Below are 16308 nucleotides of genomic sequence, written 5' to 3'. Positions count from 1 at the left end.
ACGATCCAGAGGAGCCATGTCCATTCGTGCAGGCCCGGCAGTTGGGATGAACAGGCATGGATATGGTGGCGCCGAGACCGACAAAGTCATTGCAGAGTTAGACTTGTTGGCCGCACTGCTCGATTCCGGTTGGCTCATTCCGGGCACATCAATTCGCTTTGGACTGGATGCCCTCGTGGGTTTGGTGCCCGTCCTCGGAGACGCCGCAACGGGCGTAGTCTCGGCCTACATCGTTTTGCGTGCCAGAAACTGCGGTGCTGGAAACGGCCTCGTCGCCCGCATGCTGGGAAACGTGCTGCTTGATACGGTCGTAGGAAGCGTTCCCATTCTCGGCTCAATCTTCGACGTTTATTTCAAGGCGAACAATCGCAACGTCAGACTGCTTCGCCGTCACCTCCAAAGCCGGAGAGAACGACATGGACGATAATCTAAAACAGAAGTTGATCGATCACCGCGCGCTCATGCAAGCCCGAGCTGCCGAGTTGGCGACGCCTGATGGTAACACCGATATCGCCGCGTTGATGTCAGGCATCGCGTTGACGCTTGAAGCCTTGCTGGTAGTGGCTGAAGAGAGCAAAACACCACGCTCGGGGCCAACGGTGGAAGCGGCTGATCAGGTGCAGTAAGGCGTCATTTCAGTTGGCGGCCTGCAAAAACTTGGCGACGCTCGCCAGCGGAACATCGCAATCGCTACTGCATTGCTAGTGAACGGCAATGCAGAACGGGGCACAAGATGCGACGCGCGATGATGGATACATGGGCCCTGATGCGAGAAAGCGGTCGCGCCGAGATGATAAAGGAATGCGGAGACGCGGTAATGTCCAAGGCGCACGCTGATTTTTGCAAGATGACCAAGCAGCTCGGCGAATAAGGCAACCATAACGTTGAAGGTGGTGGTCGTGCCGGACCACCACCTTTCCAGCTTGAGAAGCGATAGGCGGCAGCATCCGTGCGGTATAGGCCGCGTGGATTCGATAGGCCTGAATTCGGCAGCAGCCAACACGCTGCGCCATCTCGTTAGGGCTCGCGGAAGGCGCGTGATCGCAACAGATCACGCGCCTTAGGTATTAGTAAGGTATTAGTAGCCGTCCGGGCACCGGGCAATGTAAACCCGGCCATGACGATCGCGATATCGGCATTGGCCAGCCTCGCTGGCGTGCCCGATCACCGCACCGGCGATCGCGCCGACTGCACCCCCAACGACAGCGCCTTGTACCGGATCGCCGGCCACCGCGGCACCGATCGCGGCACCTCCCAAGCCACCGACGGCGGCACCTTGTTCGGTACGGGAACACGCTACGAGCGGAATTAGCAGGCTCAAAATGAGCAGTGTCTTTTTCATGGTCCTCTCCTGAAGCCTTAATTGGCCGGAGAATAAATGCGCCAAGGGGTTTTTCGATCCATGGCCGTGTCGCCTTCATCAAACATCTCGTCTCCGCTCGAAGGGGCCTGCATAGGCCGAGGGACAGCCCTTCGCCGGGCGAATGCCTCAGCTTGAGCGTGACCGCAATAGTTCGCAGATCGGCGTTTTTATCGGTAGAGCCACCGCGATCTGGATACAGGCGCCGATCAAGCCGGCGACCAAACAGCCGAGCCAGCGATATGCCAATCACGCTCTGGATGAGGTTGGCGACAATGGCACCCACGAACCCCCAAATGATGTTCATGAGCACGCCCATGTTGCTCTTCATGACATCTCGGCGACCCATCCCGCGATACCGCCGATGATGATCGCTGCCAGCCAGCCGAGCCACGATTCTGCAAAATTGTCCCTCGTTCCTCGAACCGCAAATTGGTTCGACAGGGGAGCGTTGAGGGGCCAACAAGTTCCCCGCGATACATGTGCCGTATCCGCTCAGAAAAATGCGAATCGCAGCAGCGAGCCTTGCGCGGTGTTTCGGATCTCGACAACGTCGCCGCGGTTATCGGTAGTCATCCCAGCTATCTCACGCAACGTCCGAATTCCAAGGGGAACTTCGCATCGTGCGGGTCGTTGTGACGTCGCAAACAGTGCCGCGTTCAGCCTCCCTGCAATGGTTCGGCCGAACGCGGCGTGCATCAACACTAACGCACAAGGAAACGTACCATGATCGGCAAACTTTTGGCCACCACCGCAATAGCAACCCTGCTGTCGTCTGGCCTGTGGGTATCAGGGGCCGCCGCTGAAGATGCCACCAAACCTGCCACCGCTACGACCACTGCGGCAACGGCACCGGCGGCTGTTGCAGACGGCAGCCTCGTCACCAAGATCATAGGCGCCGACGTCTATGATAGCGCTGCGGACAATGCCGCCAAGATCGGCGACGTCAAAGACATCGTCCTCTCTAAGGACGGCACTGCCAAGTACATTATCATCGGCGTCGGCGGATTCCTGGGGATTGGTGAAAAGAACGTCGCCTACGATTTCAGCAAGGCCGAGTGGGTAGATAAGAAGGGGGATCGGTGGCTGGTCGCCAAGACCACCAAGGAAGACCTTCAGGCGCAGCCTGCCTTCGATCTCAAGGCCTACGACACGGCATCGGCGTCCGGCAACAATGTTGCTATCGCGAAAAACGAACCGGCCGCGGCGACGACAGACAAGACGGCCACCGCGGCTATCGACAAGTCCTCGCTGACCGAGATGCCGATGGATAAAATCAGCACCAAGGACTTCATCGGCACCAACGTCTATGGCGCGGACGATGCAAAGGTTGGCGAGATCGGCGACGTGGTGATGACCGGCGACAAGAAAGTCGATGCCGTCATCGTCGACGTGGGCGGCTTCCTCGGCATGGGGGCAAAACAAGTCGCCATCGGCCTGGAGAAACTGAAGTTCATGTCGGACAAGGACGGCAACCGGTATCTCTACACCAACTTCACCAAGGCTCAGCTCGAGGCGCAGACCGCCTATGACAAGGGCTCCTACGCGCAGAACCGCGACAAACAGCGGATCATTGTTGGCCAGTAACCCCAACGTGGCCCGCGCTGTTTAGGAGCGGGCCACGTTTTTTCAATCGTGTATGCGCGATCTGAGCCTTCCGGGCTGGTGAGCACAAGACGAGATCATCTCGATCTTTCGATCGCCTGAAAAGCTAGCACGTTCGGGGTGCTTATCGGTGGCTCGCAGCCACGTTCTCAAGAAGGTCGTCCAGCGGTCCTCAGAGCGATGTCTGCAGGCGCTTATGGCGCCTTGGGCGGCTCGCCGCGCTGGGCGGACGGCCGCTATGGTCGCCTTCTGGTAGGAGACACGAACCATCGGCTTCTTGGTCCCCTTGACCTCGATCGGCACAATGATCGTAGCGATGTCCTTGATCATGTTGCGGCATCGCCGCCCCAAGTAACCGTTCCGTGCTGGCTAGCGGTGGCGGCATTCTTGTAATCACTGGGGCACAACGGAGGTAACTCAAATATGCAGATCTTCGATCGGCGTGCCGTTGATATCCGGCGGGAGCAAGTTGGGGACGATAGCTCCCTGCCTCGCGGTGTCGTGCTATCGTCGCTAAGCGGCCGATTAGCGCGGGACCGGCGACAACCCAGATGCCGAGCGCACGCTGGCACCTGAGAAGACCACAAAGGCGAACAGTACACCGCAGCAGCCACGGTCAGCGAGCCTACGGCGACGACCGGCTCAAGTGCCGTATTCCCTTGCAGCATCAAATACAGCGCCGGTAGCATCACCACCAAGCCGGCGTTGTAGAGGCCGTAGTGGACCATCGCGAGTTTCCGCTCTGCCTTTTCCGGGTTAAGGGCGTAGTAGCCGCCAAAGATTGCGCTTGTGACCCATCCGAGCAGATTGATGTGTGCATGCGCCGGGAAGGCGCCGTGGTCGCCCGAAATCGCCATCTGCAGGCCGGCGGCAATTCCCAGAATGAGCCAGACGACGGCCGTTTTGAAAAAGAGATCCGAAACCTTAGGCATGACATTTCCTCCTAGAATGCCGATTCTTAGTCTCTGACATTAGGGGCTCCTAAACGCGGGCGGAATCGGCGTGGGCGCTGGCGCATCCGTAGGGGGCGGCGGCGGTGTACATGCGGGTGTCGGCGCATCCATTGGCGGGGCCGGAGGTATTGGCGTTGGAGCCGGCGCATCCATCGGCGGGGCTGGCGGCGTTAACGCCGGAGCCGGCGCCAACGTCGGCGGATCAAACGGCGTGAGCGCTGGTCTCGGCGCTTCTGTCGGCGGCAACAACGGCGTGAACGCCGGAGCTGGCGCCAATGTTGGCGGCACAGGTGGGCATTACAGCTGGCTTAGGCGCCAACGTCGGCGGGACAAGCGGTGTTGGCGTCGGCGTGGGGGTGGGAATTGGCGGCGCCAACCCAACCAATCCGTCAAACCCAAGCAATCCGAGTAACCCCAGCAATCCTTCGAACCCCAGCAATCCAAGTCCGCCGGGCAAGGTGGCCCAGATGTCGGACGGCAAAATCGCACGCCTTAAGAAGCGGTGCGCGGACGTGCTCAGCAGTGAAGGCGCCTACGATCGCGATCTGCGTCAACTCTGCCTGCTGATCGCCAGCCGATAAGTCACTGAGCGCGAGGCTTGCCCCGCACTCTCCAGACCTCGCGCTCGAAAGCCCGTCGCCTCACGGCGGCGGGTTTTTCCTTCCCGGGGAACCGCACAGTGCGTTTTTTGATCTAGCCGATTACCAATGCAAAGCTCGCTGTGTCCCGCCGGCGAGGCTTCTTTCATTTGGGGATTGCGGAACTCAAAACTTCCCCTTGCTTCTTGGCTCAAGCGTCGCGTGCCTTGGCCATCCAGGAAATCCTGCAACAAGCGGAACTCTCTGGCGATTTGGAAATTCTACCCAAGTTCAATGGCATAGGTTCCGATGTTCAAACATAACGAATTGCTGATGATTTAGAGCGCCTTAGCTGCCGTTCTGCCCATCGCCTTTGGCCTGCTGCTGCTCTCCTGGGCCTTGTGATCATGTCCTCTTGATCAGGGGCAACGGCGCAGGGTCGTATGCGGGTTCTGTCCTGTTTTTCAATATGGAACCGCGAAATCATCGGCAAGTCGAGGAGCATTGCAGCGTCCCTTCCCTGGGTAGCGCTGCATGGCCGGGACCAGAGCGCCGGACGGCCCGCCGCTGCCGTGAATGGGGCGGCGGGCGCGGGCCGCTTACCCCCTATTTAAGACTGTCCCCTCGGGATCTGACTGAAGCGGGCTCGTGCCCCGGCTCTTCGTGCCAAAACACCTGGCGCAAATCGCGCTGGTCGACCTTCTGGCCGCAGTAGGAGCACGGATAGAAATGGGCGTCGTTGGCAGGCTCCGGCCCGTGTAGCGTGCCGGGGATTGGCGGGCCAAGGTCAGAAAGCTTTGTCATCGACTGAAACTGTATTCGAAGACGTGACCGCGCTTTTCGTCCGTGACCCGAATCCATACAGTCTCGCTTGTTCGCAGCGTGACGCCACGCTCGGTTGCTTCCTGGACGGCGCGCCAGATCGCTACGGGACTTCTTGTGCGTTTCGGGCAGACCGTCGGCGAGCGGAAGGGGCCGAAGGTACCGTTTTCGAGAGCAAACTGAACGTCCACGTGCATCATGGCGTTGCGATCAATACAAAGCAATCAGATGCGTAGACGCTGACCTCTAGCTTCCATCGGAAACCGACGCCTCCACGGCGGCCAACGGTGCTTCCAAGCTCCACGTCACCGCATGCGGGCCGTGCTCGAGACTGCCTTGCCCACTAACCGCCGCAGGCGCCACCCGCTTGAGGACCACCGTTCCAAAACCGCCCTGTCCGATGGTCTGGACTTGCGGCCCATCGATTTCTGCCCAGGTGAGGTGAAAGAGTCTTGAAGCACCGGAACCGCTGATGCTCCAGGTGACGGATATCTTACCATCGTCCCCTGAAAGCACGCCGTATTTGGCCGAGTTCGTCGCCAATTCGTGAAAGGCAATGCCGAGATACTGGACCGCATTGGGACTGAGGACCAATGATGGGCCTGACATATCGATCACGTCGCCCCTTGGGAAAGGCTGGGCCTGGGCCTTCAAGAGCCCATCAACGGAGGCGCCCTTCCAGTCGGCGGACACAAGCAGGTCGTGGGATCGCGACAGCGCCATGATGCGCTCGCGCACCTGGGATTCAAACTGCTTGGGCGTCTCCGACCGCTTGTTGGTCTCCCGGATCATCGAGAGGATGACTGAGTACTGGTTTTTCACGCGGTGGTTGACCTCGCGCATCAGCATGCGGATGCGGTATTCATTCTCCTTCGCGGACGTGATGTCCCGCGCAATCTTCGATGCGCCGACGATCTGCCCTGTTGCGTTACGCACGGGCGATATCGTCAGCGAAACCGGAACCAGGCTGCCATCCTTGCGCTGGCGGGTCGTTTCGAACGGTTCGACGCGTTCGCCACGCCGAATGCGTTCGAGAATGCGGGGTTCCTCGTCCTGATGGTCATCCGGGATTAGCATGGTAACGGAGTTGCCGATCGCTTCGGCGGCGGTATAGCCGAACAGCCGCTCAGCACCGTGGTTCCAGCTCTTGATGATGGTGTTGAGATCCTTGCTGACGATTGCGTCGAACGAGGATTCTACGATCGCTGACAAATGCTGCCTGGCTTCTTCGGCACGCTGGCGGTCCGTCAGGTCGAGCAGCATATTGACCGCACCAATCAGGTTGCCCTGCTCATCCCGCAGCGGCGTGGGGTGGGGCAGAACCGGAAAGAAGGATCCGTCCGTACGCCGTGCTACGGCCTGCTGATTGCGGATCGGCCGGTTTTCCTTGAGCGTGATCGCCATAGGACACTCGTCGTGCGGCAATTCGTTGCCGTCGGCAGTGAACAGCTTGAATGTCACGCACCATTTGTCCTTGCCGATAACGGGCTCCCTGCCTGCAAGATCGGCCGCGGCGCGGTTGTAGTAGGTAATCGTCCCATGCTGATCCGTCGTGTAGATGGCGACCGGAAGGCCGTCGAGAATCTGGTGGTAAGTGCTGTCCTGCTGCTTAAGTTCGGAGCGGGTCTGTTGAAGATCGGTTACATCGGCTGTGAAGCACCTTGTGTTAATCAGCTTGCCGTCCCTGAAATAGCCGCTCGACGTGATTTCGACATGCTTGATCGAACCGTCACAGGCCCGCAACTGCGCCGGATATCTCGCGATCTTCTCGCCTCTGGTCAGCCGCTCGAGAATGTCATTGATGACGTGCCTGTCGGGATAGAATTCGGCAATATGGCGGCCTACATAGTCTTCTGCGGGATAACCGAGGAGATCGAGCTCAGCCTTGTTGGCGTGCAGAATGAAGCCATCTGCGCTCACCAGATGGAGTGCTAGGGCGCCGTTTTCGAAAAAATCCTCATAGTCGAACTCGCGGCTTTCCTCGCCGGATACTTCCGGCTTCTTGAAGGCGATAACCTTCGCCTGCGCTACTTCGTCCATCCCAATCCCCGTCTGACCATAACCACCCACAACGCGGCTGGTGATCATTCCGTTCCAGAGTCCCGCCCTTGATGCCGTGCCCGAAGCTCAACCTGACATCAAACAGCGGCCGCGCAAACTTGACCCTTATGAGGCCATCGGCCTTCACTCGTGTTTTAGCTACAGCTGTGCAACTTTACGCTCATGGAAAAACCTCTTGTCTTGGTCGTTGACGACGAAGCGTTGATTGCCTTGGACGTGGAGTGTGCCCTTGCCGACGCCGGTTTCACGGTCGCGGTGGCGACGTCTTGCGGCGAGGCAATTCGGTTCCTCAAGGGCCACACGCCCGCCGCCGTGGTCCTGGACGTCAGACTCCCGGATGGCGAGTGCCATGAGGCGGCGATCACGCTGGCTGACCACGGCGTACCCTTCGTGGTATATACCGGCTTGGGCGCGGTCGATCTGCACGAAGCCTTTGCCCATGGGGTTACGGTGCTCAAGCCAACCGAACCGGCAGAAGTCGTCCGGCTTCTCAAGGCCATGGCCACCGGGCGGCAACCGAAGATGACTGGATAGCAGAGCGGCTCTGCGGACGTCACGCAGCTGCGGTAGCACCTGCCGCGCATTGCGGTCGTGTCGATCAGGCGGATAGCTCTCGCGCGTGGCCCCGGTGATGCCAGGCTCCCTGGCAATGGACTGCGCAAGCGTCTCATTTCACGGCCACGATTGACCCTTGGCGACCCTGGAAAAGACGGCGACTTCCAGCTGATTTCTTCTCAAACTCTTACGGCGTTCGGTAATAGGCACTGCACGCCAAGCGCACACTGGCGAATGTCCATTCTCGTCGCCGGCCGCAGCCCGGGCTTGGGCGAGTAAAACCCGCGTTCAGGCCGGTCTCTCGCTGGAATTTCATGAACCACGCCGAGGATTTTGCTTTGCCACCGCAATTTGCCGGACCGGCGGATGCGTTCGCTGTGTGCCCAGTGGGGCGGCGGCCAGATGGGGCATTTTCCCCGGAGCACACGTCGGCCAAAAGAGCCTTCTCGTCGTCGGAAAGCGTATCGTGCTTGCCAACCTGCAGTTAGAGAGGTTCCAGCATGTCGGTGCCTCGCCATGTCCGACTTGAGGGGCCGGTCGCCAAGCCTGCGAGGCACGGCGAGGCTCAACTGCCTTTCGGGAGAATGGTGATTCAGATTCTTCGAATTTTTTGCAATTTAGCCTCTTGAAGCCGTTTTGGTCCGTTCCTAACTCATCCGCCGTCGAGGCCGTATGGCTCGGCAAGACTGGCGGCGCCGCATAGGGCGGCGTCCCTTGTACCCATGTTGCTTTAAGGAGAATGTGGCTATGAGAACCTTTGACTCTCTGTATCGCACCACCGTTGGTTTCGACCGTCTGTTCGACATGCTCGACAGCGGCACCCGGTCCGACTGGCCGCCCTACAACATCGAGAAGGTCGGCGAGAACGACTATCGGATCGCCATGGCGATTGCGGGGTTCAGCCCGGACGAGGTTGAACTGACCCAGCATGGACCCGAACTGCTCGTTGTCGGCCAGAAGGCCGATGACCAGAGTGGTCGCCAGTTGCTCCATCAGGGGATCGCCTACCGCAGCTTCAGGCAGTCGTTCAGATTGGCCGACCACATGAAGATCAAGGCGGCAAGCCTTGAGAACGGCCTGCTCGCCATCGACATCGTCCGGGAGGTTCCCGAGGAATTGAAGCCCCGCCGCATCAGCATCGGGTCAGGGGACGCTGCGGTCAGCAAGCAGATCTCGCAGGACACGGAACGCGCACGCAAAGCCGCCTGATCAACGCGACTTTTCACCATAATACTGCGGTCCGCCTCCCGGTCACGGCCGGGAGGCCCAGATTGCGGAGAACGGAGATGAACACACGCTATCAGACACCGACACACTTCTTGCCATGCCTTGGCAAGCTCGAAGCACTTTTCTGTCTGCTCGACGATCCGGCTAAGGTGGTCGACCATCCGCGTCTCAGTCGTGCGGAGAAACGGGCCTTGCTCGCCTCTTGGGCATCCGACGTCTATGCGGTGGAGAACCATCCAACCCTACGCCGGCTGGACAACGGTGCGGTTATCCCTGTCGAGCGCATTCTGAGCGCTTTGAAGGCCTTGGATAAGACGCCCGAGGCCGTGGAGAAATTTTCGGCCCGCGTCCTGCCTTGGCGGTTGTCTTCACGTCGTGGCGCGGGCTGGGGACGGAGCGGCCGGTTCTTCGGCCCCGACGGCGATAACGATCCGCCGCCATGCCCTTCAGCAGTCGCGCCGCGTCCACGCGCGCCAGGTGGAGTGGGCGCAACCGCCAGCGTCGAACTCGCCTGTGCTTGACATTTTTTTGTCACCATCCATACGGCTGCCTCGGAGGGCAGCCGTATGGATGCAATCGCGGGAGAGGAGGCCTGGGCGCAGAGAATGGGGCCGAAAACGCAAGCGGAGAGCGGATGACAATTCCAAAGCGCACCTATCGTCTGCAGATCATGCTGAATACCGATGAACTCGCGGTTCTGGATGCTTGGCGCTTCGAAAGACGCATGCCTAGCCGTTCCGACGCGGTGCGGGAGTTGATGCGACTTGGTCAGGATGCGCCGGGCGACAGCGCAGAGTGGCCCGCAAAATCCACGGATTTCGGGATTATTGATCCGCCTATCGACTGGGCGGTAGGCGGGCCTGTTGGCGCCTATCGAAGGCGCCTGCGGTATATCAAGCGCGCTTCGCGGAGCAGCGAATTGCGATCCGTACCAAGCATTTTGATGAGGTCTGCAGCCTGCGCTTCTGTGATCCCCGTCTCCTTGGCAAGTTGATCTGCAAGCTTGTTGCGCTCCGTCATCGGAGCGCCTTGGTCTTTATCGTCACCCATGGTGAGACGTCCCTTCTCACGTTGGTATGCCATCCCCGCATGGATCGAACGACTGCCCACGCATTTCGTTCCGGCTAGTTGAAGAACGGATGCCCCTACAACCGGTGCCGACCGATTGGTCGGGGAAGTACGATCAATGCAACGCGCCAGCAGGATTCTCTTGGAGCGTTCAATGCTGGGTCTTCAACCTCTTCGCTTCGCTCAGCAACAAGCCCCCGTCGTCCCCAACCATGTGGAAGAGTTCGCGGGCCTGAGCCTCTGTAATACCCGTTTCCCGGTCGACGAACCGGGACCAGAAAGTCCTCTTCCTCCTCCATTCGCGCGCGCTCCCGCCGCTTTTGATCGCTCGGTGATGGCGGCGCTGCCCGACGGTCGCCCGCCTGATCCAAGTCTGCGTCCTCATCCTCATTCTTCACCAGGAGGTCAGCTTCGTTGGCTGCCGCCAGGAAGGCGCAGCGGGCGTTTTCGACATCGTCGTTGGACGTCAATCTCCCGGTACAGGCCTGGAGGGCGGCGCGATAGCGCGGACCATGGGGTTCGGGCCAGCCCTCCATCATGAATACGGCGGCCTGAGCCACACTGGCCAACCTCCGGAACTCTCCTGGCTTTGACGTCTCGACATTCAGGGAACGTCAAAAACACATCGTTCATGTACTGCCTCGTCCGGATGGGCAACGCGAACGATGGAGCGAGGTTTTCGTTCCATGTTGCAGCAAGGTGGGCTCTCGAGAGTTCCTTGGCCTTCGCGGACCCCAGTTCGGATAGGTAATCGGACAAACCTATGCTACAGACTGGCCGACCTCCTCATACAGAAGGGGAGGCAGGGCCAAGCGCCGCCAAGGCGCGGTCAGTCTCGCTCTACTGCATCCCCGAGCTCATCATCGCCGCCGCGCCACACGTCCAAGGCGTGCCTGAAAGCGAAGAAGGTATTCACATGGACGAAACCCACTCCAATGCGCGAGAGCATTTTTTCGCGGCGATACGCATCCTTGCGGCATCGCCAGACAGCATCCAGACCCGCCTGATCGAGGCCACCCCAAACATCCTGCGGGTCACCATCACAGAATTCGAAGAGAACCGGGAACTCAAGATCAGGTTCGCCCGTATCCTCGACCTTCTGGCGGTCGATAACGATGACCTGGAAACGACTGCAGTGGAAACAGCCGCGCATATGACGGATTTCGAGGCGGTTAAAGTTGCAGACCTGATCTGCGACTTCTTCACTGACCTGGAATGACCAGGTCGGCCGAGCCAGTTTCTGAGCATCGAATCCGTTTTGTTCGTTCGACATCCTTGCGAGTTGCAATGACCACCAGCGCTGAACATCTCAAACCTCTCCTTTGGGAACCCAAGAACCTGATCCGAGCTGTCGAAGCCGCAGGCGTGACCCTTTGGTCCTGGAACGTGGACAGTGATGCGTTGGCCATGGATGACCGCGCTTATGACCTTTGGGGCATCCCGCGCACCAACGACGTCAAGTTTGAAGACCTGTCCGCGCACATCCATCCTGCCGACCGCGACAGGGTTCGAGCGGCCTTCAACGCCACCCGTTCGATCGTCGGCCCCTACGAGATCGATTTCCGGATCATGATCGGCGACGAACTCAAGTGGATCTCCGCCCGTGGCCAGGGCGACGACGAAGGAATGGTCCAGCGGCTGATGTTCGGTATCTTCATTGATGTGACCGGACGCAAACAGGCCGAAGAGAGCCGTGAGCTTCTCGCCGGGGAAATGAGCCACCGCGTCAAGAACCTGCTCACCATAGCCTCGGGCCTTACGGCGATCAGCTCGCGTTCGACGACCACGACCAATGACATGGCCCGCGAGCTTACCCAGCGACTGACGGCTTTGGGGCGCGCCCACGATCTGGTGCGGCCGGTGCCCGGCCAAACCGAGGCCGCCTCGGCGCTGCTTGGCGATTTGTTGACTGTCCTGCTCGCGCCTTATGACGACCTGGGAGCGTTCAGTGGGCGCATCCGGGTGTCGGTGCCTCGGATGAGCGTCGGTGAGTCCTCAGCAACCATTCTGGCGCTTATCATCCATGAACTTGCCACCAATTCTCTCAAATATGGTGCCCTGTCGGCCGAGGCCGGTACGCTTGATGTTTCCTGCACGGCGCAGGACGAAGCGGTGATCATCGTCTGGACAGAAAATGGGGGGCCGCTCGTCGAGGCACCTTCCGCTGCGCCCGGCTATGGCAGCAGGCTGGTTGAGCGGAGTGTCACAGGACATCTGCGTGGGTCTATCGATTACGATTGGTCAAAACAGGGCCTGATTGTCACCCTCAAGGTCCGGCCAGAGCGCCTCGCACAATAGCTGGTTCGCTCCAGATGGACATCGCCCAGAATGCCACCGACAGTACGCAGAAACTGTCGCCGCTCCTTCGACGCCTGGGGAGCTGTAAGACGACTCTCACAGGCAAGCCGGCGATACCCAGTCCTTCCGACCTGAACCATGGCAGCATCACCAAAAAATCGCGGCAAGCATGACATTTACCGCTGTGTAAACAACGGGCTGCAGGTACGTGCTTCGGTCTACAAATCCTGGCGGCCAAAGTAGTGTCATATTCGCAGTCGTTGCATTCAAAGGTGTCCCCGCAGATATGGAGACATTACGCCAAGTTGCCTGGCCCAACGGGCGTCTTGGTTAATCGCCTATTGGGCCGGCCATTCGGCGCTGCGCGCCAGGCAATTAGGTGCTTTAAGAAGGCGAAGTGAGTCGCTTGGCAGCCAGGTACATTAATGCTGAAGCCGCACGATTCCGGTCCCATCCCGCACCCTCTGCAAGGCCTATCAATTCATCCACGCGTGAGGCCAAGGCGGCTTGGCAGTCGGTGTCATAGGGAGTTGCGTTTACTTCATAGATGGGGGCCCTGATCGCCGTTTCCTTTGTCATCAACTTGCTCGCGAAAATGAATGACGGGAGGCGGCCAACCTGATGATGGCCGCCTGCTTTGCGGTGGTGTCAAACGTGGGTCGGCGTCAGTTTTCCAAGAGGCGAGGGCGTGTCACCGTCCTGCATGAGAATATCCTTCTTGCGAACAAAGGCGATGAATTTGCCTCGTGCAGTCTCCGCTTCGACTTCCCCAGTCAGAGCAGCCTTACACGCGCGTATAGCCGCTTTCTGCTCCGGGCTATTGCCGCACCATTCCATGGCAAAATGATAGGCGTCGGCAACTGTGTTGAGTTGGCAGGGGAAGCCTAAATCCAACCCAGACGCGGATCGGTTTTTCAAAAGGTCTTGATAGCATCGCGAACCCCTTTTTTCGCAATGCCACTAAGCGGACAAGCCGCCGCCTTGGCCCCGGTTGCCCGGGATCGTCCACAGCGAAGCAGTGCTCACGTCCTCGTAAATCCGGGCTGACTTTGCAAAGCCGCAAAATGCTTCGTGCGCAGCCGACAGCGGATACCCGCTATCAAATGCCCTCTGGCAAGCCCTAAGAGCAGTTTCGTAAATCACCCCGTGTCTGTCTTTCGGCCACGAGTATAGGAACTCCAAGGCATCCTCGATGCCTGTAATTCCCTCTATGAGGGTGTCCCCACTCTGCACAAAAACAGGTTTGTCGAACATCCGATCGTTCATAGGATCCTCTAAGTCGTACGAACCATAAATTTTGAAGTGGGCGAGCCGTCAAAGGTCATCACCCGGAGCGGATATGGGTCTAGGATTTCGGGCCTAGCGAGTTTCATTCGTACCACCTCGCCTTGAACCATTGTCGGGATGACGCGCCGCCTAGGGTTTTCGGCAACACCATCTCGCTTGCAAACGGGGCATTGGAGCGTAAATTGCCGTCCGCCATGACTAACCGATTTCTCAATCATCGCCTCGAGTGCCCACACTGCCTGACCATCCGGCTGAGAATCCCAGCTGATGCTCAGCCCGACACGTGGATAGTCTGCAGTGATTGCGGCGAATCCCTAGGTACTTGGGACGACCTTCAGACAGATTTTGAAAAGCAGGGCGGCAACTCGGGGGTATTCCGTCTTGAAAAAGGTCGCATCAAGCGAATCGAGTGACGATAGCCGGTGGGAGGGATTGTGCTTAAGGCGCGATTGGCAATCGAACCCCAGCCAGCGGTGCCTCCAGCTTCCATGCGAATTCATGCGGCCGTAATCAAGATTTCCTTGCCCGCCCACCGCAGAGGGTGGAACAACGGTGCCAAAGCCGCCCTGTCCGAGGGTTCGACAGCCCCCGTGTGTTTTCCAGACCAGATGAGGTGAAAGAGCCGTCGCTGCACGAACGCGGGGCACCAATCGCACTCTAGCCTTTGCCCGGCAAGATCGAACTGAGCACCTGATTTACCGTCCCCCGGATGACGCCGGCTTCATCCGGGTCGCCCTTCGCCAGCGTCGCCGTCAGGTTTTTGACTTGCGCGAATGTAAGGTGTGGCGGCAGCGGCGGCACTTCGGGATCGGTCTTGACCTCCAGCACAACCGGGCTGTCCGACGCGAGTGCCTCGTCCCACGCAGCCGCAAGGTTTTCAGGGCGATCGACGAACAGCCCCTTGAGACCGATCAGTTCGGCGAACCGATGATAGGGCACGTCCGGAATATCCTGCGAGGCCTCGAATTTCGGATCGCCTTGCATCACGCGCTGTTCCCAGGTGACCTGATTGAGGTCCTGGTTGTTGTAGACGCAGATGACGAACCGGCCGTCTGCCCAACCCTTCCAGTATTTCGCTACGGTGATCAACTCCGCCATGTTGTTCATCTGCATCGCGCCATCGCCAACCAGTCCGACCACCGGCCGACCTGGATGGGCGAATTTCGCGGCGATCGCGTAGGGAACGGCTGCTCCCATCGAAGCAAGCCCGCCAGAAAGAGAGCCCATCATTCCAGGTCTCATCTTGATATCGCGCGCATACCAGTTGGCGCAGGACCCTGAGTCGCTGGTCAGGATGACGTCGTCTGGCAGCCTTGACGACAGTTCCCATGCGACCAGTTGAGGGTTGACGGGATCGGCCTTCGCGTGTGCCCGCTTGTCGAGGAGCTTCCACCACTCGATAACACCCTTCTCGACCTGTTTGCGCCATTTGCCCTTCTTCTGCTTCAAGAACGGCAGCAAGGCCTTGAGCGTCTCGGCGGCGTCGCCGACAAGGTTGATCTCCATGGGATAGCGTAGCGACATCATGCCGGGTTCGATATCGATCTGAACGCCTCGAGCCTGGCCTTCTTTCGGAAGGAATTCCGAATACGGAAATCCCGACCCGATCATCAGCAACGTGTCACAGTCGCGCATAAGATCCCAGGACGGCTCGGTGCCGAGCAGTCCTATGGAGCCCGTGACCCAGGGAAGGGTATCCGCTAGCACAGCTTTGCCGAGAAGTGCCTTGGCGGCGCCAGCATCCAGGCGGTCGGCAACGGCAATCACTTGCGCCGTCGCGCCAAGAGCGCCAGCGCCAACGAGAATCGCGACACGTTTGCCGTTGTTAAGAACACTCGCCGCGGCCTCCAGATCGTTACGGTGGGAACGATCAACGGCGGTGCGTAGCCGATGCCGGAATGCACCGTGCCGTGCGCGCGCGCCGGTTCTTCGTACGCCATCTCCTGCAGGTCGTTGGGCAGGATCAGCGCTGTCACCGTGTGGTTTGCCAGCGCGATCCGAATGGCGCGATCGATGAGATGGCGCACTTGCCCGGGGACGGCAGCCTGGTGAACGAAATCGCCGGCGACGTCCTTGAACAGGGACGCGAGGTCGACCTCTTGTTGGTAGTGCCCGCCGATGGCAGCGCGCGCCTGCTGGCCGACAATGGCAAGGACTGGTTGGTGATCAAGCCGCGCGTCATAGAGCCCGGTCACAAGATGCGTAGCGCCTGGACCTGAGGTCGCAATGCACACCCCCAGTTCGCCGGAAAACTTGGCGTAAGCGGACGCCATGAAAGCAGCCATTTCCTCATGCCGGGCCTGGATGAATTCGATTGCGCCTTCCGCCCGATTGAGCGCGCCGAACACGCCGTTGATGCCGTCACCCGGGTAGCCGAATAGCTTCCGTACGCCCCAGGCGTGAAGGCGTGAGACAAGAAAATCGCCAACGGTCCGAGACATGAGGAAGAACCTTGTAACTGCTGTTGTGAACGCAAAGGCCAATCACTGGCAGA

The 16308-nt window shown here is 59.4% G+C and carries 15 protein-coding genes and 3 pseudogenes; 10 read left to right on the top strand and 8 right to left on the bottom strand.

From position 1 onward, the window contains the following. Positions 1–16: 16 nt before the first annotated feature. Positions 17–427 carry a DUF4112 domain-containing protein gene (locus AB4Z43_RS01515; RefSeq protein ID WP_441935508.1) on the top strand — a complete coding sequence of 137 codons (411 nt, stop codon included), beginning with the start codon at positions 17–19 and terminating at the stop codon, positions 425–427. Then, entirely contained in the window at positions 417–626 is a 210-nt protein-coding gene (locus AB4Z43_RS01510; protein ID WP_441935506.1) for a hypothetical protein, read from the top strand. The genes AB4Z43_RS01515 and AB4Z43_RS01510 overlap by 11 nt, the downstream gene beginning before the upstream one ends. Positions 627–1078: 452 nt before the next feature. Here the strand turns inward: AB4Z43_RS01510 and AB4Z43_RS01505 are convergent, their stop codons facing one another. Then, on the bottom strand, positions 1079–1342 hold the full coding sequence (locus tag AB4Z43_RS01505; RefSeq protein ID WP_258589630.1) for a YMGG-like glycine zipper-containing protein: 264 nt from the start codon (positions 1340–1342) through the stop codon (positions 1079–1081). A 147-nt stretch (positions 1343–1489) separates the two neighbouring features. Continuing rightward, a pseudogene (locus AB4Z43_RS01500) lies at positions 1490–1804 on the bottom strand (GlsB/YeaQ/YmgE family stress response membrane protein). A 282-nt stretch (positions 1805–2086) separates the two neighbouring features. Between AB4Z43_RS01500 and AB4Z43_RS01495 the strand changes: the two are divergent. Then, entirely contained in the window at positions 2087–2947 is an 861-nt protein-coding gene (locus AB4Z43_RS01495; RefSeq protein WP_441935504.1) for a PRC-barrel domain-containing protein, read from the top strand. Positions 2948–3490: 543 nt separating this feature from the next. Here AB4Z43_RS01495 and AB4Z43_RS01490 read toward each other — a convergent pair. Continuing rightward, a pseudogene (locus AB4Z43_RS01490) lies at positions 3491–3897 on the bottom strand (hypothetical protein). A gap of 296 nt (positions 3898–4193) precedes the next feature. Between AB4Z43_RS01490 and AB4Z43_RS01485 the strand changes: the two are divergent. Then, on the top strand, positions 4194–4499 hold the full coding sequence (locus tag AB4Z43_RS01485; RefSeq protein ID WP_441935501.1) for a hypothetical protein: 306 nt from the start codon (positions 4194–4196) through the stop codon (positions 4497–4499). 1065 nt (positions 4500–5564) lie between these two features. Here the strand turns inward: AB4Z43_RS01485 and AB4Z43_RS01480 are convergent. Then, a complete protein-coding gene (locus AB4Z43_RS01480; protein WP_441935499.1) occupies positions 5565–7358 on the bottom strand; it encodes a PAS domain S-box protein in 1794 nt (597 codons plus the stop codon). A gap of 201 nt (positions 7359–7559) precedes the next feature. Between AB4Z43_RS01480 and AB4Z43_RS01475 the strand changes: the two genes are divergently transcribed. From AB4Z43_RS01475 to AB4Z43_RS01460, 4 genes are all read left to right on the top strand, one after another. Further along, positions 7560–7913 (top strand): response regulator, encoded by a 354-nt coding sequence (locus AB4Z43_RS01475; RefSeq protein WP_441935497.1) that lies wholly within the window; start codon positions 7560–7562, stop codon positions 7911–7913. A gap of 768 nt (positions 7914–8681) precedes the next feature. Beyond that, positions 8682–9143, top strand: a complete 462-nt coding sequence (locus AB4Z43_RS01470; protein ID WP_441935496.1) for an Hsp20 family protein — start codon at positions 8682–8684, stop codon at positions 9141–9143. Between the two features lie 77 nt (positions 9144–9220). Beyond that, positions 9221–9682: a hypothetical protein gene (locus AB4Z43_RS01465; protein WP_441935494.1), complete on the top strand. Its 462-nt coding sequence runs from the start codon at positions 9221–9223 to the stop codon at positions 9680–9682. 113 nt (positions 9683–9795) lie between these two features. Next, complete coding sequence (locus AB4Z43_RS01460) at positions 9796–10155, top strand: hypothetical protein (RefSeq protein ID WP_441935492.1); 360 nt, start codon at positions 9796–9798, stop codon at positions 10153–10155. A 151-nt stretch (positions 10156–10306) separates the two neighbouring features. On the opposite strand, the gene AB4Z43_RS01455 is transcribed toward AB4Z43_RS01460, so the two are convergent. Next, entirely contained in the window at positions 10307–10837 is a 531-nt protein-coding gene (locus tag AB4Z43_RS01455) for a DUF982 domain-containing protein (protein ID WP_441936145.1), read from the bottom strand. Positions 10838–10992: 155 nt separating this feature from the next. On the opposite strand from AB4Z43_RS01455, the gene AB4Z43_RS01450 reads away from it, so the two are divergent. Further along, positions 10993–11448 carry a hypothetical protein gene (locus AB4Z43_RS01450; RefSeq protein WP_441935490.1) on the top strand — a complete coding sequence of 152 codons (456 nt, stop codon included), beginning with the start codon at positions 10993–10995 and terminating at the stop codon, positions 11446–11448. Between the two features lie 68 nt (positions 11449–11516). Beyond that, positions 11517–12527, top strand: coding sequence for a sensor histidine kinase (locus AB4Z43_RS01445; RefSeq protein ID WP_441935489.1), 1011 nt, complete (start codon positions 11517–11519; stop codon positions 12525–12527). A 648-nt stretch (positions 12528–13175) separates the two neighbouring features. Here AB4Z43_RS01445 and AB4Z43_RS01440 read toward each other — a convergent pair. From AB4Z43_RS01440 to AB4Z43_RS01430, 3 genes and pseudogenes are all read right to left on the bottom strand, one after another. Then, on the bottom strand, positions 13176–13364 hold the full coding sequence (locus AB4Z43_RS01440) for a DUF982 domain-containing protein (protein WP_441936143.1): 189 nt from the start codon (positions 13362–13364) through the stop codon (positions 13176–13178). A gap of 123 nt (positions 13365–13487) precedes the next feature. Then, entirely contained in the window at positions 13488–13781 is a 294-nt protein-coding gene (locus AB4Z43_RS01435; protein WP_441936141.1) for a DUF982 domain-containing protein, read from the bottom strand. Positions 13782–14471: 690 nt separating this feature from the next. Continuing rightward, positions 14472–16255 (bottom strand): annotated as a pseudogene (locus tag AB4Z43_RS01430) (thiamine pyrophosphate-requiring protein). Positions 16256–16308 lie beyond the last annotated feature (53 nt).

The sequence above is a fragment of the Mesorhizobium sp. 2RAF45 genome (genome assembly GCF_052115225.1).
GTDB classification, from domain to species: domain Bacteria; phylum Pseudomonadota; class Alphaproteobacteria; order Rhizobiales; family Rhizobiaceae; genus Mesorhizobium; species Mesorhizobium jarvisii.
Note: the sequence above shows the minus strand (reverse complement) of the source record. Positions and strands in the feature narration are given on the sequence as shown.